We start from the raw sequence: 20065 nt of genomic DNA, 5'->3' as shown, positions 1-20065 counted from the left end.
GAGAAATTTATTCGTTACTGGGCTTTTTGTTTAAGGCAGAATAGATAGTAATTGCGCTTCGTTTATGCCTAAATCGAGATTGTCATTTAATTTATATTCGATTACAGTACCGGGTGGATATTGAACTTCTTTTCCTTTAAATAGTAATCCTGAAAATGGAATGATAATACTAGCAGCTGCGTTAGCGTAATTATGACCACCTTTAAATTTTAAATCATCTTTAAAATGAAGTGTATGGGTATCATTTATTTTGTAATCATTTATTTTAAGGCGAATTATACCACTTTGGCCAAGAATACGGCTACTATGGGTTTTAGTGATGACTGCTGATAAAACAGTGTCTTTAGGGATTACAATTTTATTTTTTACAGTGATGTCTTTGACTAAAACAAATCTAATTGTATCAAACTTTTTGGCGGTATTGCTATCTAATTTATCTAGTAGTTTAAAAGATAAAATGCTATCTTCAGCGAGATAAGCATTGCCAGGTTGCACATTATCAATTTTTTCAGCATAAGTTGGCTCTGAAAAATTAAAAAGAATAAGTGATATTGTCAAAAATGTAGATAATAAAATTTTTTTCAGCATGATAGACTCTTTCTTAATTGACTTTAGGTAAATTTAATCGGTAGTAAATACCAATAATACGAATGATGAACACAGCTAAAAATGAAATTGGCACAGCTAAAAATAAATTGAAATTAGCTATTAAAAGATATACACATGCGCCAAGTATTGCTGGTAGAGCGTAAATTTCTTCTTGTAAGACAGATGGTATACGCTGGGCTAAGATATCGCGGATAATGCCACCGCCAATGGCTGTAACAAGTCCTAATGTTATAGATAAAAGCGGATATTGAGGATATGTGCTAAAACCAATAGTCGTTCCTGTTACTGTGAATGATGCTAAGCCTAATGTATCAGCTACTAAATAATATTTGCGTATTTTTTGTTTAGAACGGTAATTTAATAATTTTTGGCGGTATATTATAAAGATAATTAGGGTGGTTAAAGCTGTTAAGGCTATATATAGTGGTGATTTAAAAGAATTAGGCGGAATATTGCCGACGAGAACATCGCGGATAATACCGCCACCGATAGCTGTACTGAGTGCTAATACTAAAATACCAAAAATATCCATACGGCGAGAAATTCCCACTAATGCACCTGATATAGCAAAGGCAATAGTACCAGCTACTTCAAAAAAAATCCATAAAATTGTCATGTAAAATTAAATCCTTTTAGTGTGTTTTATAGTCTACATCCCATTCTTTGATTATGCCTTTATCAGCATTTATGGTAAATTCATATCGTATGTTGTTTATAATAGCTTGACCTTCATATTCTGTATAGTGGTCGTCGTGGTCACGGCGAAGTTTAATATCGCTTGCTTGTGCACCAGAGATATTTTGCACTACTAAATCAATAGCTTCTTGTTCAGAAATAGGATTGTCTGGAAGATTGCGTAAATAGCGGTCATCTACTTCATAATCCATGGAGTAAATATCGCCGTTTTGTTTGTCAATATTGTAGTTGAATTGTTTATCTTCTGTATCAAATTCTACATCATAAATATCAACGCCGTAATAATTTTCTGCATGAGAGCGCATATTGTAAATGCCATTAGGGCTGACCTTAGCGTCATGTAATGCGATGGTTTTAGCATCGTCTTCTGTAATATTACCATTGTTTGTTGCTGGTTTATTTGAAGTCGTAGTTGATGGAGTATTAGAAGCTGTAGATGGTTTTTGATTGTTAGATGAGTTAAACAGTGATGAATTAGATAAATAAAAACCACCGATAAAACCGATTACTAAAATGCAGATAACAGCAATGACTTTTTTCATAAAAATCCTCTCCTTTTTTATAATAAAATTTTTTCCATATGGATGTGAGGGCAATGTTCATCAAGATATACATCACCGCTAGCGATATAACCGAGCTTTTCGTAAAATTTTTGTGCTTGGCATTGCGCTGATAATATAGCTTTCTTACCGCCTAATTTTTTTATTTTAGTTTCGATTAATTGGATTAATTTCTGCCCTAAATGAAGCTTGCGATAATCTTTTAAGACAGCTAATCTGCCTATGATATAAGTAAAAGGCTCTTTTTCATCGACGAAAGTTCTTACATTGCCTACAGCATTATCATCGATGTAGATGATTAAATGAATGGCTTTTGCGTCGATATCATCAAACTCATTGTGAAAGCCTTGTTCTTTGATGAAGACGGTTTCACGAATGTACATGGCTTCTTTGGGTAATTGATTAAAGAATTTATAAGATATCATAAAACACCTGTAAAAATATTAGTATTGATTAAATATGAATATGAAAGCGATAAAAAGACGTTAGCTAAAAATATTGATGATAGCTAACGTCTTTAATTTTTATATTAATTTATTTCAAATACAATGGAAACATTAGCCTTTACGCTGATATCGCCTGCTTGAATTGGTGATGAAACACCGCCAATGCCAGCATCAGCAGATTTAGCATACATTAAGCTATTAAAGGTTCTTGCTTCAATATAGCTATTATTAGAATTTACATTTACGACATTTGTGACATTTTTACCCAAGGTACTAGCAATGATATCTGCTTTGCGCTTAGCATTGTTTATTGCTTGGACTAATGCTTTGTCTTTAAATGATTGAGAGTCTTTTAAACCGAATTCAATTGAATTTACACTATTTGCACCAGCATTGATAGCTGTATCAATAACGGTGCTGACGAGGTCAATATTATCTACAGTAACAGTTATTTGATTGGAAACGTTGTATCCTGTGATTTCTTGAGTGCCGTTGTCTTTGCGATTATAAACAGGGTAAAGATTATAGTTGGTAGTTTTTATTTTATCCTTTGTTATGGATAAAGCTAATATATCTTTTTGAATTCTGTTCATAACGATAGCATTTTTAGCAGATGCTTCTTTGGCATCTTTAGCTGTGTTTTCAATGCTGATATTGATAGTAGCTTGGTCTGGCATTGTTTTTATCACAGATGTACCATCAACGGAAATAGTTCTGACTTCTTGAGCGAAAGCCATACTACAAGACAAGAGCAAACAAAAAACAGTCATCAATCCTAAAATTTTAAACTTACGCATGATAAATCCACCTCTTTTAATAAAATTTTTATTTGTTTATATATTGTGTAAATATTGGTGTGAAAATCATTAAATAGCTTGAACAATATAGATATATCAAACAAACTATTTAATGATTGATTAAACTAAGAGTTTTTAAAGATTAAAATTAAACGTTAAAGCGGAAATGAGTTACATCGCCATCTTGCATAACGTAATCTTTACCTTCGACGCGAACTTGACCTTTTTCTCGAGCAACTGCTACACTGCCTGCTGCAACTAAATCATCATAAGATACGATTTCAGCGCGGATAAAGCCACGTTCGATATCGGAATGGATTTTGCCAGCAGCCTGTGGTGCTTTTGTGCCGATTTTAATTGTCCAAGCACGGCATTCATCTTCACCAGCAGTCAAGAAAGTCATGAGACCAAGCAATCTGAAAGCAGCTTTGATGAGTTTGTTAAGACCAGATTCATCTAAACCTAAATCTGCTAAGAATTCTTTAGCTTCGTCTTCATCGAGTTCAGCGATTTCAGATTCTACTTTAGCAGAGATAGTAACGACAACAGCATTTTCTTTAGCAGCGTATTCTTTTACTTTAGCTACGTATTTATTTTCCGTATCAGCTGTTGCAGCTTCATCTTCACCAACGTTTGCCACATATAAAGTTGGTTTTAAAGTTAAGAGATTTAAATCTTTGATTAAAGCGAGTTCATCTTCGTTTAAACCAGCTTGACGAGCAGGAACGGCATCTTCAATGACGCTTTTTACTTTTTCTAGAACAGCTTCTTCAGCACGAGCTTCTTTGCTGCCACTTTTTGCAGTGCGAACTACGCGGTCTAAGCGTTTTTCTACAGTTTCAAGGTCAGCAAGGCAGAGTTCAGTATTGATGATTTCGATATCGCGAATTGGGTCTACAGAACCTTCAACGTGAGTGATATCGCCACTTTCAAAGCAACGAACAACGTGTGCTACTGCATCTACTTGGCGAATATGTGATAAGAATTTATTACCTAAACCTTCTCCGTGTGAAGCACCTTTTACAAGTCCTGCGATATCAACGAAGCTTACACTTGCTGGTGTAGTTTTTTTAGAATTATACATTTCGTGCAGAACTTTTAAGCGTTCATCTGGAACATCAACAACGCCTACATTTGGTTCGATTGTGCAAAATGGATAGTTTGCAGCTTCTGCACCTGCTTTTGTAATAGCATTAAATAATGTGGATTTGCCGACATTTGGTAATCCAACGATACCAACTTCTAAATTACTCAAAATTTATTCACCCTATCTTTTTTTAGTATACTTTATAATTATAACCGATTATATCATTGTTGCAACAATTTGCTATCAATAATCGTACCGTATTTGCCCAGCCACCAAGAAATAGCACGAACAGAATTGATATAAGTTTCTAATTGATTGGCATTTGGTAGAATTTGTTCATTGAAAAATTCTGGTTTATTTATTAAATCATCTGTATTGCCAATAGCATTAGATGTTATCCAAAAACCATAATTTTCGCCGAGTTTATTTTCAAACATGGATTTGCCTACGCTGTAATACGTGAAATCTTTTGGTGCAATTAATTCGATTACAGTAGGGATTACATCTATATGGCTGCCTGCACTATCTTGAGGCAACATGGATTTGTCTATGCCTTTGCCTGTAATGATAAATGGCACAGTATAGCGTTCATACATCGATGGAACTTTGTCGATATTATATCTATCTGCATGGTCGCCGATGAATATGAATAAGCTATCAGGATATTTTTCTTTTACTTTAGCTATGAATTCACCAGCTGTTTTATCTGCATACCAAAAATGGCCGAGCTCTTTTATTAAATCTTGATTATTTTGTTCATTTGCAGGTAAAGCATTTTTTACACTTTCAGAATTAAATCCTTTGCTGTTTAAATCGACATTAAATGGGGAATGATTAGAAGTGTTCAAGATGATGCTAAAAGATGGCGTATCATCAATATTATCTAAAACGGCTTGATATAAATATTCGTCATCAGCACCCCATACGCTACCACTAGCATTTTCATCGATATTGCCACGGCTATAAAAATTATCAAAGCCTTGAGCTAAGCAAAATTCTTGAATGTTTTCCCAAGTAGCAGGGCCAGAGTACCAAAAATTCGTTTCATAGCCAAGTTTTTTCAGCTGTGGAGCAGTTGCCGTAAGATATGGTTTTTCTAAAGCTTCAGGCATTGTAGTCAAATATAAATTAGAATTAGCAAGACCTGTAACCATGGTCATCAATGCTCCTACTGTACTTGAACCACTCGGTAGCATATGCGAAGTGTATATCGTATCATCTTGTTTTGTGATGTTTTTCATATTATCGGCGATATGCAAATCGCTGTATTTATCGAGTAGTGGCCAATTTGCATAGCTTTCAGAAACGATGACGAAGATATGCTTTGGTTTTTCAATTTTATTTCCCTGTGCTTGTTTAGAAAGGTAGATAGATAAATCATTTTGTCCGTCTTTACCAGTTAAAGCATGAGCAAGATTTGTAACATCTTGGGTTGTAAAACTTAAACCGTTGCAAGCTTCCATGCGCATTTGATTGGCATAAGCACGGTAAATGGCTTGGTAATCATCTAAGATAATTTCATTTAAAAATGTATCGTTAGTTATGCCAGCATTTTCCCAGTTTACACCAGTGCGCCAGCTCCAGCCACCGCCGTATAAAGATAACGTGCCGATGATATACGTACATAAAATAAGGCAGATGGTTTTCATATTAAAAGACAAGCGGTTTAATAATTTAAAATTCAATTTATGACTAAAGTATTTGTTGAATACGACTGTTATAGCAAGGCTTAATAAAATGACGAAAGCCAATTTTAATGGTAATTGAAATTCGACGACTAAAGACATAAACAAGGCATAAATGTCTTCATGAAGTGCTGTAAATAGCATTTGATTAAAACCGCTATGAAATTGCTGATAAAATGGAAAACGAGCGATGAATAATAGTGTTGTTAAAAATATGACTATAAAGGAACAGATATAACGAAAATATTTTAATCGCTTAAATACACTTTCAATTATTATGCTGATGAACATGAATAATGATAAGCCACCAGCCGTTTGTAAACTGAGTTTTGCTCCACCAAAAATGGCTGTAATAATGGAATTAAAATCACTGCCATTTGACATATATTCATTCATACCCACCATAAATATCAAGCGGTATAAACATAATAATAGCCAAAAAAATAAAAAAGTCTTTAGTAATTTTCCTAAATTGTAATTCAAACTGGAGAAAACAGTTCGCATTAAAGTTTTATCCCTCTTTCATTTATAGTATACAAAGTAGTTTTTCATATATTATAACAAAAAAGAAATCTGTATTAAATAAAAAAAGCACCGAAAAGGTGCTTTTGTTTTAGTCTAAAATTTTAGCTTTAGTTGCTGTAGCCTGTCCTGGCATGCTAAGAGCCATGAAGTCGTACCAAACTAAAATAGCATCGCCTTTTTTGAGTTCGTTAGCATCATCTTCTACAGTTTTTGGAATAGTAACGTATACATCATTATTGGAATTTAAAATTCTTACGCCGTCTTTAACTTTTTCTACTTCGTTTACTTTCATGTAAATTGCATCGTGTTCACCATTGCCCATTACGAGAGCATACGCTTTGCTTTGTGGTGGAAGACTGCGTGTAGATATTGGGCTGTAGTATGCAGTGAGTTCATCGCCAACGTGTAGACGGTTTAAATCTACATCTTCTCCGTTTCTACCATTTAATATTTCTGTATCCCAGCGTACAATTAAAGCAACACTTTGATTGCTTTGAGTATCTTGAATTGTAATCATATCATCATTGATTTCTGTAATTGTGCCGTGCATGCGCATTACGGAATCAAGTGTTTGTCCTGGTGTTGCTGCAAATGCCATAGTTGTTGAAAAGATTAGGCACATTGCTGTGAGTAATAAAAATTTAATTTTCTTTGACATATAATTCATCTCCTGATAATTATTTACTAAAAATAGCATAGCATGAATGTAGGTATTCAATCAATAAGAATTAGATTAAACTATGATTAAAAGTAAATTAAAATTAATCATTGTAGTAAGAAAAAAAGATGATACATATTGTATCATCTTTTTAGGGAGTTATTCATGTAATTCAAGTGGTAGACCGTCAGGGTCTTTGAAAAAAGTCATTTTTTTGTTGGTGAATGTATCCAGTCGTATCGGTTCACATTCAATGCCGAGAGTTTTTAATTCAGCTACAGTGTCTTCAATGCAGTCGACTTTAAAAGCTAAATGGCGTAGACCGCAAGCTTCAGACGGATATTCTGGTTGTCCGACTCTCTTTGGTGCATCGGGTTTGCCGAAAATTTCAAGTTCACAGTCACCGAGTTTTAAATCGAGTTTATAATCATTTTTTTCTGGGCGATGATTTTCGCGCAAAACTTTAAAACCGAGTAAATCAACATAAAAATGACGTGATTTTTGATAATCAGATACGATAATCGCTATATGATGAATGATATTTAAATTCATATCAATTTGCTCCTTTTATTGTTTTTTTACTTTAAAGATATAAGTGAGATAAATGAAGACTACCCAAATTGGTAAAACTATGATAGAAATGAGCATATCTGGAATTTGAGTCATGATGACTACAACTGCGATTAAGAATAAAATACAGAAATAGTTAGTATATGGATACCATAGAGATTTGAAATGAAGTTCATCAAGGCGGTTTTCACGTGTGAATTTTATTCTGAATTTCATATGTGTGAAAGTGATGATGAACCAACTGATGATAAGACCAGCTACTACGATTGCTAAGAGGTACATGAAGATAGTTTTAGGGAAGTAGTAAGTCATTACAACTAAGATGATGCCAACAATGGCGGATACTAAAATGCCAATCATTGGTACGCCACGGCGAGAAAGTGCGCTGAAGATTTTAGGTGCATGACCATTTTTAGATAAACCGTAAAGCATACGAGATGTACCGTATAAAATACCATTGTAAGCAGAAAGAGATGCAACGAGAACGACGAAGTTCAAGATATTAGCAGCTGCTGGGATACCGATATTAGAGAAAATCTGTACGAATGGGCTACCATGCATACCAACTTCTTGCCAAGGAGAAAGTGTCATGAGAACTACCATTGTACCAATGTAGAAAATTAAGATACGAATTAATATTTCATTGATAGCACGAGGCAGTGTCTTTTCAGGATTTTCAGCTTCACCAGCTGTGATACCGATGAGGTCAACACCACCAAAGGAGAACATTACAACAGCAAGTGATGCTGCAAAGCCCCATGCACCATTTGGGAAGAAGCCACCGTTTTTCCAAAGGTTGCTGAAATTATCTGGGAATGGGCCCATATCTGTGAAGATTAAATAAAAACCGAAGATAATCATAGCGCAAATAGCTGTTATTTTAATGAAGGAAGCCCAATATTCAGCTTCACCATAGAAGCTTACACTGATTAAATTAACAGTGATTATGACAACCATACAAATTAAAATTGTAAGCCATTGAGGAAAATCTGGTAGCCAAAAGTTTATATAAATCGCTGTTGCTGAAAGTTCAGCCATACCAGCAATCATATACAAGAACCAATAATTCCAGCCGGCTAGATAACCAGCAAAACCATTCCAATATTTATTGGCAAAATAGCTGAAAGAACCGGATACAGGTTCATGTACAGACATTTCACCGAGCATACGCATTACAAAGAAAATAAAAGCACCGGCTAAGAGGTATGATACAATGATACCAGGACCGACAAGTTCTATAGTTGCGGCAGAACCATAAAATAACCCAGTACCTACGGAAGTACCGAGAGCAATCATTTGCATATGGCGGCTTTTTAAACCACGCTTCATTTTATGTTCGTCATTTTTCACGATAAGACCACCTTTTTATTTTTTCTTTTTAAAGATATAAGTAATGTAGATGAATATTACCCAAACAACTAGAGCACCAAGGGAAATAATCATATCGCTTCCCATTAAGAACATGATTACTACAATAGCTAATAAGAATAATATGCAGAAGTAATTAGTGTATGGGAATAAAAATGTTTTAAAATGAAGTTCGTCTAAACGGTTTTCTTTAATGAATTTTAAACGGAATTTCATATGAGTGATGGTTATTGTAGACCAACAAATAATTAAAGCAGCAACAATGGAAGTCATTAGATACATGAAAACTTTTTCTGGTAAGATGTAAGTTAAAATTACAAGGAAAAGAGAAAGACCAGAAGATACTAAAATGCCTACCATTGGAATACCACGGCGGGATAAAGAACCAAAGATTTTTGGTGCATTTCCGTCTTTTGCTAAATTGTATAAAATACGAGATGTACTGTATAAGCTACTGTTATATACAGAAAGGGCAGCGATAATAACTACGAGGTTTAAGATATTAGCAGCTGCTGGAATACCGATATTGGAGAAAATTTGTACAAATGGGCTACCATTCATACCAACTTCATTCCATGGAGCAAGAGTCATTAATACAAACATAGTGCCGATATAGAAAATCAATATGCGGACTAAAATTTCGTTAATAGCGCGAGGCAAAGTTTTTTCAGGATTTTCAGCTTCACCAGCGGCAATGCCGACAAGTTCAGTTCCACCAAAGGAAAACATTACGATTGTCAAAGCTTGAGCAAATCCCCAAGCACCATTTGGGAAGAAACCGCCATTTTTCCAAAGGTTACTAAAGTTATCTGGGAAAGGTCCCATAGTTGTAAAAATAAGGTAAAGACCGAAGACTATCATTGCACAGATGGCAACTATTTTTATCAAAGATGCCCAAAATTCAGCTTCACCAAAAGTTTTAACGCTGATTAAATTTATTGTTGTGATGATAATTATACAGATAAGAACTGTAATCCATTGAGGAACATCAGGAAACCAGAAATTTACATAAATACCGATAGCAGATAGTTCGGCAAAGCAAACTAGCAAATATTGAAACCAATAATTCCATCCAGAAAGATAGCCTGCAAAGCGGCTTAAATACTTATTTGCAAAATAAACATAGGAACCAGATACAGGTTCTTTAACAGACATTTCGCCGACCATGCGCATGATGCAGAAAATGAAAATCCCTGCTAAAGCATAAGCGGCAATAATACCAGGACCTACTAATTTAATTGTCGGAGCTGAACCGTAAAATAACCCTGTACCGATGGATGTACCGAGGGCAATCATCTGTATATGACGATTTTTTAGCCCACGTTGCATCTTATTATTGTTGTTGTCGTTCATGTTAATCAAATCCTTATAGATTATTTTTTATACATATGCTCAATACGTGCTACAGCAAGCGTACTAACAACATCGCCAGTAACATTAAGTGCAGTATGAATCATATCAATTAAACGGAAAATACCTACAATCATACCCATTATTTCAATAGGAAGACCCATTGTTGTTAAGAGCATTATTGTTAAAACGATACCGCTATTAGGAATACCTGGTGTGCCAATAGAAATTAATGTAGTCATAAAGATGAACATTACTTGTTGCATTAATGTTAAATCTACACCGTAAACCTGTGCAACGAATAAAACAGTAACAGCATAATAAACAGCAATACCATTCATATTGATAGTAGCACCGATTGGTAAAGAAAATGCAGCAAGCTCATCTTTTACATTGAATTTTTCTTCTGTAACGCGTAATGTAATTGGTAAGGTACCAGAACTGCTAGTAGTACTAAATGCAACGAGCCAAACTTCTGTAATTTTCGTGAAGAAATCTTTTAAAGAAATTTTGGCAATATATTTGATGATAAATGTATACATAATGAATACTACAGAAAAAGCACCTATGTAATGAGTCAAAATAAATTTACCTAAAATATTGAAGATAGATAAACCGTATTGACCAACAGAGCAGGCAACAAGTGCAGCTACACCATAAGGTGTTACTTTCATTACAATGTCGGTGATTTTAAACATGATTAAATTTGCTTCATCAATTACTCGTTTCACATTAGAAACTTTATTACCTAAAATGGTAATGGCAATACCGATAAATACTGCAAACACGATTACTTGAATTAAATTGCCTGTAGCTAGAGCTTCAAGTGGATTAGTAGGTATCATACTTAAAATTGTTTGACTTACTGTCATTGGTTCTGCAGCTTTAATCGGTTCATCAGTATTGATGATTTGGCTTGTTGGGAAATTTGCACCTGGTTGCATTATATGCGCAACAACAAGACCGATGATAGCGGATAAAACGGTAGTTATAATGTAAAAGCCGATAACTTTTGCTCCAATGCGACGTAATTTTCCAATATCACCGATACTAGCAATACCACTGATAATGGATAAAAAGACCATTGGAATAACAATCATTTGAATGAGTTTTAAAAATAAATCGCCGAGTGGCTGAACAAATAAAATGTTTTTTTGGAAAACAAGACCGAGAATAATGCCTACGCCAAACCCAATAAAAACTTTGGCACTCATGCTGAGTTTTCTCAAAAATGACGACCTCCTTATATTTTGTTATAAATTTTACTTTAACACTTTAACAGGTAAAGTAATAAAAGATATTTTGTGCCCACAAAATGGCAAAAAATATCTTTATCATTATAGCATAAAATGTATTATAAGACTAAAAAAATTTACAAATTTACAATGATTTTTTTAAAAATTATTGTAAATTACCGATTAAATGAAGTTTTTTTCGTTTGTAATAAACAAAACCGAAGATATCAGCTAAAGCCCAGCCTATTGGTATAGACCACCAAATACCAATAACACCAATAGAAGGAATGGAAGCTAAATAATATGCTAAAAAGACGCGTGTACCTAATGAGATTATCGTTAAGATAACAGACATCATAGGGAAGTTTATAGCGCGATAAAAACCGTATAATAAAAATAAGAAACCAATACCAAAATAACAACTGCCTTCAATATATAAATATTGTGCTCCGATTTCAATTATAGCTATTTCATTTGCGTCGACAAAAATTGTCATTAAAGATTTAGCAAAAATAATGACGATGATTGAGATTATTAGACAAAAAACAAAAGAAATTTTCAGTGCTGTTTTTATGCCTTGGCGTATGCGTTCCGTCTGTTTTGCACCGAAATTTTGTCCGATAAAAGTTGAAAAGGCATTGCCGAAATCCTGTGCAGGCATATAAGCAAGTGAATCAATTTTTACCGCTACGGTGAATGCAGCCATAACCGTTGGGCCAAAGCTATTTACTAAGCCTTGTACCATTAAAATCCCAAAATTCATTACCGATTGTTGAGTGCATGTCAATATTGAAGAGTTAGCGATATTTTTTAGCATGGAGAAATTCCAATGCATATGTTCTTTTTGGGGCATTAATTCAGGACATTTTAATGCAGTGTATAAGATGAGTCCTAGAGCACATAAACCTTGGGAAATAACGGTAGCTATAGCAGAACCTGATACACCCATATTAAAGATTGCTACAAATACGAGTGATAAAATGATGTTTAAGATAGCGGAAAAGCCGAGAAATAATAAAGGTGTATTGGAATTGCCAATAGCGCGGAGCAAACAAGTAAAATAATTATAGATAAATGTAAAACTAAAACCGATAAAGATTATATAAAGATACGTATAAGCTAAATCGTATATTTCTTGTGGTATCCTCATAAAAACGATGATTTCATCTATATATACGAAAATGAGTATATTGATAATGATGGTGATGATTGAAATTAAGATAAAAGATAAAAAAATACTGGATTTAAGATTGGTAAAATTTTTTTCACCGTAAAAAATGGAAAATAATGCACCACTTCCCATACATAAACCCAATATAACCGATGTTAAAAAGATGATAAGTGTATATGATGCGCCGACAGCAGCGAGTGCATTTGTGCCAATGAACCAGCCAACGATTAAAGTATCAGAAATATTGTAAAGTTGTTGAAACAGGTCGCCTAAAATCATGGGTATGGAAAATTTGAGCATCGTTTTTGCAACAGGACCAGTTGTCAAATCGTATTTCATAAAGAAACCCCCTGAGAAAATGCTGTTTTAAGTGTTTGTTAGTAGAAATATATCACTGTTTATTATACCTGTATAATAATTTATTGCAATTATAAAAATATAAATATATAATTAAATTTAAGTTATTAAAAAAATATTCGAACTATAAAGTTATAAAAAGGAGTAAACAACTTATGGAAGCTACAGTTACAATCATCAACAAAGCGGGAGTGCATGCACGTCCAGCAGCAATGATGGCACAAATGGGTCGTCGTTATAAATCTAAAATCACTTATACAGCTAAAGGACAAACCGTAGATGGGAAAAATATCATTCCGATAACAAGTGTAGGTATGACTTGTGGAACGCCTGTAACTATCACAGCAGAAGGTGAAGATGCAAAAGAAGCTATTGATGCTTTAATTGAACTTATAAACAGTCGTTTTGGCGAACATCAGTAATCGTTTTCCACAATATATATATAAATATTACAGTTGTTTTTATGCGTATTTTATGATAATATAGCTTATACAATTTTTTTAATGTAGTAAAAACGATGAAGAAGAGAGTATAGATATATACGGACTGAACAGAGAGAAAATAATTAGCTGAGAAATTTTCCAGCCAAGTATCTAGAAAGTAGCTTTGGAGTTCTCATGCTGAAATAGTATTAGGCATGGGCGCAGATACAGCGTTAAGTAATGAAGTTCTGTTAAAATTATGCAGAAAAAATTAGGTGGTACCGCGAAATATCTCTTTCGTCCTTTTGGATGGAGGAGATTTTTTTATTGGAGTAATTTTGACTATTTTTGTATAAATTTTATTTAGGAGGATTTTTAATGGAAGAGACAAATATTCCAAAGGTTTACGACCCGCAGTCATTCGAAAAAAAATGGTATAAGTATTGGGAGGAACATAAATTATTTCATGCTGAAGTGGATAAAACTAAAAAACCATTTAGCATAGTTATGCCACCACCAAACGTAACAGGTCAACTTCATATGGGCCATGCTATGGATAATACTTTGCAGGATATATTAATTCGTTTTAGAAGAATGCAAGGCTATAATACTTTATGGATGCCAGGTACAGACCATGCAGGTATTGCAACACAGGCAAAAGTTGATGCTGCACTGCGTGAAGAAGGTAAATCACGCTATGATATAGGCCGTGAAGCATTTTTAGAACGTGCTTGGGCATGGAAGGAAAAATACGGCAACCGCATTAAATATCAAATTCGTACTTTAGGTTCTTCCTGTGATTGGGATAGAGAACGCTTTACTATGGATGAAGGCTGCTCTCATGCTGTACGTGAAGTATTCGTACAATTGTATAAAAAAGGTCTTATCTATCAAGGCAAACGCATAACAAACTGGTGCCCACATTGCAACACTGCACTCAGTGATATTGAAGTAGAACATCAGACAGAACCAGGTCATTTATATCATATTAGATATCAAGTTGAAGGCGAAGATAAATTTGTAGAAATCGCTACAACTCGTCCAGAAACTATGTTTGGTGATACTGGTGTTGCAGTTCACCCAGATGATGAACGCTATAAAGATTTAGTGGGCAAAACTTTGATATTGCCAATCGTTGGCCGTCGTATTCCACTTTTTGCTGATAGCTATGTAGACCCACAATTTGGTACAGGTGCAGTAAAAGTAACACCTGCGCATGACCCTAATGACTTTGATATGGGTACTCGCCATAATTTGGAACAGATTGTTGTAATCAATAATGATGGTACTATGGCAGATAATACTGGCAAATACGCAGGACTTGACCGCTATGAATGCAGAAAACAACTCGTCGCTGATTTAAAAGAAGCAGGTTATTTAATCAGCATTGAAGACCATGAACATTCTGTAGGTCATTGCTCTCGTTGCTCTGCAACAGTTGAACCACTCGTTTCCAAACAATGGTTTGTAAAAATGGAATCTTTAGCTGCTCCAGCTATTGAAGCTGTAAAATCTGGCAAAATCAAATTTATTCCAGAAAGATTTTCTAAAATATATTGCAATTGGTTAGAAAATATTCGCGATTGGTGTATTTCTCGTCAACTTTGGTGGGGCCATCGTATTCCTGCTTGGTACTGTGATGATTGCGGTGCGACAATCGTTGAAAACGAAGATGTACAAGTTTGCCCACATTGCGGTTCTAAACATGTACATCAAGATGAAGATGTACTCGATACATGGTTTAGTTCTGGTCTTTGGCCGTTTGAAACAATGGGCTGGCCTCAGGATACTGAAGAATTAAAACAATTTTATCCAACAAGTGTACTCGTTACAGGCTATGACATCATATTCTTCTGGGTTGCTCGTATGGTAATGATGGGTATGGAATTTGGTAAAGACATTCCATTTAAATATGTATTTATTCATGGTCTTGTACGTGATAGCCAAGGTCGTAAGATGAGTAAATCTCTCGGCAATGGTATTGACCCTGTAGAAGTAATTGATAAATACGGTGCAGATACACTTCGTTTTATGCTCATAACTGGTAATACACCAGGTAATGATATGCGTTTTTATTGGGAACGCGTAGAGTCTGCACGTAATTTTGCTAATAAATTATGGAATGCTTCTCGTTTCATGCTCATGAACCTTGAAGGTTTTGATAAAGACTTCGTTCCAAAAGAAGAAGATTTCACTTTAGCAGATAAATGGATTTTAAGCCGTTATGCTAAAACTGCTATGAGCATAACAAACAACTTAGAAAAATTTGAATTAGGCGAAGCTGGTCGTTCCTTATACGATTTCATCTGGAATGAATTCTGCGATTGGTATATCGAACTTTCTAAAGCTCGTCTTTACGATAAAGAAAACGAATTACCACGCAAAGTTGCTCAATATGTATTGAATTATGTATTAGAACATACACTTCGTCTTTTACACCCATTCATGCCATTTATCACAGAAGAAATATGGCAGCATATACCACATGAAGGTATCAGCATCATGGTAGCACAGTGGCCAACTGGCGAAAAAAGCAAAATTGATGAAGCAAGTGAAATTCATATGACTGCTATTATGGAAACGATTAAAGCAATCCGCAACATGAGAGCAGAAGTAAATGCTGCACCAAGCAAGAAAACAGAAGTGATTTTACATTTCACAGATAAATCATTACAAGATGTATTTATGCAAAATGAAAATTATTTCAAAGCTTTGGCAAGTGCATCTGATGTGACTATTTGGCAACAAGAAGATGTTAAACCACAAAACGCTATGACGGCAGTAACAAATGGCGTAGAAATATATTTACCACTTGCAGGACTCATTGATGTGGAAAAAGAAACAGCACGTTTAAATAAAGAAGTTGCAACATTAGATAAAGAAGTAATGCGTCTTGAAAAGAAATTATCTAATGCAGGTTTCTTAGCAAAAGCGCCTGCTGATATCGTTGCTAAAGAACAAGAAAAATTAAAAGGCTATGAAGAAAAACGCGAAGCTGTAAAACAGCGTTTGGCATACTTGGCAACTCTTTAATTATTTTGTGATGAAAGGCTAAAGATGAAATGAATTATCAGGAATCATTGGCTTATTTGGATGAGCTTAGTACCTTTGGTACTAAGCTCGGTTTAAGCCGTATTAAAAAATTGGTAGGTTATTTAGATAATCCGCAACTGCACTATAAGACAATTCATGTGACAGGAACAAATGGCAAAGGCTCTGTTTCTTCCATGTTATCTAGTATTTTAACGATGTCTAATATAAAAACGGGATTGTATATTTCACCTCATCTAGTATCATATACAGAACGCATACAGATTGATGGTTGTCCTATTACAGAAGAAGCATTTGCTGATTGTATCAGTGCTGTCAAGACATTTGTTGATAAAATGGTCAGTGAAGGCGAAGAATCACCTACTCAATTTGAAGTTATTACAGCGGCAGCTTTTTTATATTTTGCTATTAATAAAGTAGAATACGCTGTCATTGAAGTAGGGCTTGGCGGTTTGCTTGATTCTACAAATGTCATAAAACCAGAAATTTGTGTTATAACAAATGTGACTTTTGAACATGCTGCTTTATGTGGTGGTACTTTAGAAGGTGTTGCTAAGCATAAAGCGGGTATTATAAAAGAAGGCGTACCTGTAGTAACAGCAGCTAAAGGAATAGCACTTGATATTATTTCGCAAACAGCAGAAGAAAAGAGTGCTGATATTTTTATAGCTAATAGTGATTTTTCTGCTTCATATGTTACTTTTGATGGTCAATATCAATATTTGCGTTTTATTTCAGAACTTGCAGGTATAAATTTTGATTACAAATTAAAAATGCTAGGTGACCATCAAATAGAAAATAGTTCATTAGCAATAATGACAGCGGGAATTTTGACTAATAGTGATGAACGCATAAATAAACAGAATATAATTGATGGGCTTGCTGTAGCAAAATGGCCAGCTCGTTTTGAACCTTTTATTATAGATGGACAATCTTATATCGTAGATGGAGCGCATAATCCAGCAGGCATGAAGATATTCCGTGAAAATTTGGATAAATATTATCCAGAAGGAAAAAGAGTTATTCTTTTAGGTATCTTAAAGGATAAAGATATAGATGCTATGCTTGATTATTTACTTAGAGATGATGATGAAATTGTTATTACAACACCAGATTCTGAACGCAAAGCTTCACCAGAATATATTGCTGAAAAAATAAAAAATCATCATGTAGAACTTTTTGATAATATGTATGAAGCCTTAAATGCGGCTAAAAGTTTAGCAAATAAAGAAAAATTACTTTGCATTACAGGTTCTTTATATTTGACAGGTGAATTGAGATACGCTTTAGTTAATGAACTAAAAAAAGTGGAATAAGTTGATTACTGCTTGAAAGAAAACAGTAGGTGAAAATGTGAATATATTTAAAAAAAATAGATTTAATAACGATTGTAAGCGATTGATGTTTTATATCGTAGCAGCATTATTATTCATGTTGCCATTTTCATATGAAATATCCAGTCTTTTATTAGTAGTAGGTTGGCTCGTTTACATTTATAAATCTGTAAAAGGTTTTTTTGAATGGGAAAGAACGCCATTTGATTTTCCTATTGCTATTTTTGTAGTGATATCATTTTTATCCATATTTGTTTCGCCCGACCCAGCGTTCAGTTTTTATAACTGCTATAATTTAGTGGGAAGATATGTACTTACATATTATTTAGTAGTACAAAGTTTAAATATTAAAGATGTTAAACAAGTAAAAGTTTCATCAGATACTGATAAACATGTAGTTAGAGTAGCATTATTAGAACAGGTTAAAACGCTGTTATATGTGATGTGCTTTTCTTTGGCTATTGTAATCGTCTATGGATTTTTACAAGCTTTCTTTGGAATTGGTTTAACGTCAGAAGAAGCAATGGTTTGGACGGATAATGCAATATTTCCGGGTTTGAAAACGCGTGTATTTTCTACTTGGCAAAATCCTAATTTATTAGGTGGCTATTTAGATTTCATGTTGGGAATGCTCATGGGAATATTTGTGGTAGTCAAAAATAGAAATTTAAGAATAGCTATTGGTATTTTATTCTGTATTACAGCTTTTTGTTTAACATTAACTTATGCCAGAGGTGCTTGCCTTAGCATTGCTGTAGTAATGGCTGTTTACGGTGCATTATACAATCGAAAGATTTTAGTGGCACTCATTGCTTTAGCTGTGATATTGCTTGTAAGTGATGCAGCACTCGTTGAACGATTGACTTCTGTATTTAGTAAGCTTGACACTTCATCAGAAATGCGTTTGGCATTTTGGGAAAGTACAATAGCTATGATTTTAGACCATCCACTTTTAGGCATTGGCTGGGGAGCATATTTTATGGTATACCCTAGTTACGATTATTATATGCAGGGTGATTTTATAAAAATTGTACATGCACATAATATGTATTTGAATTTTATGGCAGAAATCGGTTTATTCGGTTTCGTAAGTTATATGGTATATTTTTTTGGTATAATATATAAAGCATTTAAAACGCAAATTTCAGATATAGAGCCTTTAAATAAAGGTGTTATGTTGGGTATTGGTCTTGGCATGAGTGCATTAGCACTCAATGGATTAACAGATTATGTCATGTTTAACACAGAGTTGTCCATGTTAGTATGGCTATTTTCAGGTGTTGCTGTGATATTGGGTAAAAAAGTATATAAGTGATATAAAAATAAATCAAGCCTTAGAGGAGTGAATACAGTTGAAAGAACAAACTATTTCCAAAGCAACAATCGATAGATTACCATTATATTATAGATGTTTAAGACTAGCTCAAGATGATGGTATGGATATAATATCGTCGGAAGAGTTAGGCCGTCGCTTGGAATTAACACCAGAGCAAATTCGTAAGGATTTAGCTTTATTTGGGCAGTTTGGCAAAAAGGGAGTTGGCTATTATGTCAATGAACTTAAATTTAATGTAGGCAAAATTCTAGGGCTTGATAATCATTGGAATATTGCTATAGTCGGCATTGGTCATTTGGGCGTGGCACTTGCTAACTATCAAAATTTTATTGCACTTGGTTTTAATTTAGTAGCATTATTTGATAATGACCCAAGTATTATTGGGAAAACAGTAAATCATGTAAGAGTAAGAAGTATAGATGATTTACCAAAAGTAGCTGCAAAATTAAAAATTGATATAGGTGTTATTGCAGTTCCTGCTCAATTTGCCCAATCTGTAGCTGATAGATTGATTAAAGCAAAGATAAAAGGCATTTGGAATTTTGCTCCAATAAAAATGAAAGTTCCAGATGATGTAAAAATAGTCAATGAAGATTTATCAGTTGGACTTAGTAGATTGTCGTATTATATTACAGGAAAATAGCAGGTTTTCTTAATGGGAAAACTTGACGCTTTTAACTGGTAGTGGTATGCTTTTGTTAGTGATATGCATTATTGTTTATTTATCATTGATGTGTTGATTTTTCATAATTTTTATTTATTAATGTAAAGTATAATTATAAATAAAAAATTTATATTGTAAATAGTA

At 34.1% G+C, this 20065-nt stretch carries 18 protein-coding genes and 1 other annotated feature; of the genes, 5 read left to right on the top strand and 13 right to left on the bottom strand.

The features are described 5' to 3' along the window. Window positions 1-30: 30 nt before the first annotated feature. The 13 genes from CKV65_RS06255 to CKV65_RS06195 all read right to left on the bottom strand — a co-directional run bounded on the left by CKV65_RS06255 (window position 31) and on the right by CKV65_RS06195 (window position 13096). Window positions 31-588 (bottom strand): hypothetical protein, encoded by a 558-nt coding sequence (locus tag CKV65_RS06255; RefSeq protein ID WP_051177629.1) that lies wholly within the window; start codon window positions 586-588, stop codon window positions 31-33. Window positions 589-601: 13 nt separating this feature from the next. Beyond that, a complete protein-coding gene (locus tag CKV65_RS06250) occupies window positions 602-1225 on the bottom strand; it encodes a trimeric intracellular cation channel family protein (protein ID WP_027890335.1) in 624 nt (207 codons plus the stop codon). A gap of 16 nt (window positions 1226-1241) precedes the next feature. Then, a complete protein-coding gene (locus CKV65_RS06245; RefSeq protein ID WP_051177630.1) occupies window positions 1242-1847 on the bottom strand; it encodes a PepSY domain-containing protein in 606 nt (201 codons plus the stop codon). Between the two features lie 17 nt (window positions 1848-1864). Next, window positions 1865-2290 (bottom strand): GNAT family N-acetyltransferase, encoded by a 426-nt coding sequence (locus tag CKV65_RS06240; RefSeq protein ID WP_051177631.1) that lies wholly within the window; start codon window positions 2288-2290, stop codon window positions 1865-1867. A gap of 104 nt (window positions 2291-2394) precedes the next feature. Further along, window positions 2395-3108, bottom strand: a complete 714-nt coding sequence (locus tag CKV65_RS06235) for an SIMPL domain-containing protein (protein WP_027890337.1) — start codon at window positions 3106-3108, stop codon at window positions 2395-2397. A 148-nt stretch (window positions 3109-3256) separates the two neighbouring features. Then, on the bottom strand, window positions 3257-4363 hold the full coding sequence (gene ychF, locus CKV65_RS06230) for a redox-regulated ATPase YchF (protein WP_027890338.1): 1107 nt from the start codon (window positions 4361-4363) through the stop codon (window positions 3257-3259). Between the two features lie 53 nt (window positions 4364-4416). Next, on the bottom strand, window positions 4417-6276 hold the full coding sequence (locus CKV65_RS06225; RefSeq protein ID WP_231922644.1) for an LTA synthase family protein: 1860 nt from the start codon (window positions 6274-6276) through the stop codon (window positions 4417-4419). A gap of 217 nt (window positions 6277-6493) precedes the next feature. Continuing rightward, a complete protein-coding gene (locus tag CKV65_RS06220; protein WP_036254791.1) occupies window positions 6494-7063 on the bottom strand; it encodes a DUF3221 domain-containing protein in 570 nt (189 codons plus the stop codon). 159 nt (window positions 7064-7222) lie between these two features. Then, on the bottom strand, window positions 7223-7615 hold the full coding sequence (gene gloA2 / locus CKV65_RS06215) for an SMU1112c/YaeR family gloxylase I-like metalloprotein (protein WP_027890341.1): 393 nt from the start codon (window positions 7613-7615) through the stop codon (window positions 7223-7225). Between the two features lie 15 nt (window positions 7616-7630). Continuing rightward, a complete protein-coding gene (locus tag CKV65_RS06210; protein ID WP_027890342.1) occupies window positions 7631-8983 on the bottom strand; it encodes an amino acid permease in 1353 nt (450 codons plus the stop codon). A gap of 15 nt (window positions 8984-8998) precedes the next feature. Then, on the bottom strand, window positions 8999-10354 hold the full coding sequence (locus CKV65_RS06205; protein WP_027890343.1) for an amino acid permease: 1356 nt from the start codon (window positions 10352-10354) through the stop codon (window positions 8999-9001). 20 nt (window positions 10355-10374) lie between these two features. Further along, the gene (locus tag CKV65_RS06200; RefSeq protein WP_027890344.1) at window positions 10375-11580 is read right to left on the bottom strand and encodes a dicarboxylate/amino acid:cation symporter; all 1206 of its coding nucleotides are present in this window, start codon (window positions 11578-11580) and stop codon (window positions 10375-10377) included. 172 nt (window positions 11581-11752) lie between these two features. Beyond that, window positions 11753-13096, bottom strand: a complete 1344-nt coding sequence (locus tag CKV65_RS06195; protein WP_027890345.1) for an MATE family efflux transporter — start codon at window positions 13094-13096, stop codon at window positions 11753-11755. A gap of 173 nt (window positions 13097-13269) precedes the next feature. Here CKV65_RS06195 and CKV65_RS06190 point away from each other — a divergent pair, with 173 nt between their 5' ends. The 5 genes from CKV65_RS06190 to CKV65_RS06170 all read left to right on the top strand — a co-directional run bounded on the left by CKV65_RS06190 (window position 13270) and on the right by CKV65_RS06170 (window position 19900). Further along, a complete protein-coding gene (locus CKV65_RS06190) occupies window positions 13270-13536 on the top strand; it encodes an HPr family phosphocarrier protein (protein ID WP_027890346.1) in 267 nt (88 codons plus the stop codon). Between the two features lie 86 nt (window positions 13537-13622). Further along, window positions 13623-13844: a binding site (T-box leader), on the top strand. Window positions 13845-13914: 70 nt separating this feature from the next. Further along, window positions 13915-16569, top strand: a complete 2655-nt coding sequence (locus CKV65_RS06185; RefSeq protein ID WP_027890347.1) for a valine--tRNA ligase — start codon at window positions 13915-13917, stop codon at window positions 16567-16569. 29 nt (window positions 16570-16598) lie between these two features. Further along, window positions 16599-17903, top strand: a complete 1305-nt coding sequence (locus tag CKV65_RS06180) for a bifunctional folylpolyglutamate synthase/dihydrofolate synthase (protein ID WP_027890348.1) — start codon at window positions 16599-16601, stop codon at window positions 17901-17903. Window positions 17904-17940: 37 nt separating this feature from the next. Then, the gene (locus CKV65_RS06175; RefSeq protein ID WP_027890349.1) at window positions 17941-19236 is read left to right on the top strand and encodes an O-antigen ligase family protein; all 1296 of its coding nucleotides are present in this window, start codon (window positions 17941-17943) and stop codon (window positions 19234-19236) included. 37 nt (window positions 19237-19273) lie between these two features. Next, window positions 19274-19900: a redox-sensing transcriptional repressor Rex gene (locus CKV65_RS06170; RefSeq protein ID WP_027890350.1), complete on the top strand. Its 627-nt coding sequence runs from the start codon at window positions 19274-19276 to the stop codon at window positions 19898-19900. The last annotated feature ends 165 nt before the right edge of the window (window positions 19901-20065 follow it).

This window comes from Megamonas hypermegale (genome assembly GCF_900187035.1).
GTDB classification, from domain to species: Bacteria; Bacillota; Negativicutes; order Selenomonadales; family Selenomonadaceae; genus Megamonas; species Megamonas hypermegale.
This window is presented reverse-complemented; position numbering and strand designations above follow the sequence as displayed.

Bases quoted from the DNA above. Each gene is read 5' to 3' on its own strand.
- CKV65_RS06255 (WP_051177629.1), bottom strand. From the start codon at position 588: ATGCTGAAAAAAATTTTATTATCTACATTTTTGACAATATCACTTATT.
- CKV65_RS06250 (WP_027890335.1), bottom strand. From the start codon at position 1,225: ATGACAATTTTATGGATTTTTTTTGAAGTAGCTGGTACTATTGCCTTT.
- CKV65_RS06245 (WP_051177630.1), bottom strand. From the start codon at position 1,847: ATGAAAAAAGTCATTGCTGTTATCTGCATTTTAGTAATCGGTTTTATC.
- CKV65_RS06240 (WP_051177631.1), bottom strand. From the start codon at position 2,290: ATGATATCTTATAAATTCTTTAATCAATTACCCAAAGAAGCCATGTAC.
- CKV65_RS06235 (WP_027890337.1), bottom strand. From the start codon at position 3,108: ATGCGTAAGTTTAAAATTTTAGGATTGATGACTGTTTTTTGTTTGCTC.
- CKV65_RS06225 (WP_231922644.1), bottom strand. From the start codon at position 6,276: ATGAATGAATATATGTCAAATGGCAGTGATTTTAATTCCATTATTACA.
- CKV65_RS06220 (WP_036254791.1), bottom strand. From the start codon at position 7,063: ATGTCAAAGAAAATTAAATTTTTATTACTCACAGCAATGTGCCTAATC.
- gloA2 (WP_027890341.1), bottom strand. From the start codon at position 7,615: ATGAATTTAAATATCATTCATCATATAGCGATTATCGTATCTGATTAT.
- CKV65_RS06205 (WP_027890343.1), bottom strand. From the start codon at position 10,354: ATGAACGACAACAACAATAATAAGATGCAACGTGGGCTAAAAAATCGT.
- CKV65_RS06195 (WP_027890345.1), bottom strand. From the start codon at position 13,096: ATGAAATACGATTTGACAACTGGTCCTGTTGCAAAAACGATGCTCAAA.
- CKV65_RS06190 (WP_027890346.1), top strand. From the start codon at position 13,270: ATGGAAGCTACAGTTACAATCATCAACAAAGCGGGAGTGCATGCACGT.
- CKV65_RS06185 (WP_027890347.1), top strand. From the start codon at position 13,915: ATGGAAGAGACAAATATTCCAAAGGTTTACGACCCGCAGTCATTCGAA.
- CKV65_RS06180 (WP_027890348.1), top strand. From the start codon at position 16,599: ATGAATTATCAGGAATCATTGGCTTATTTGGATGAGCTTAGTACCTTT.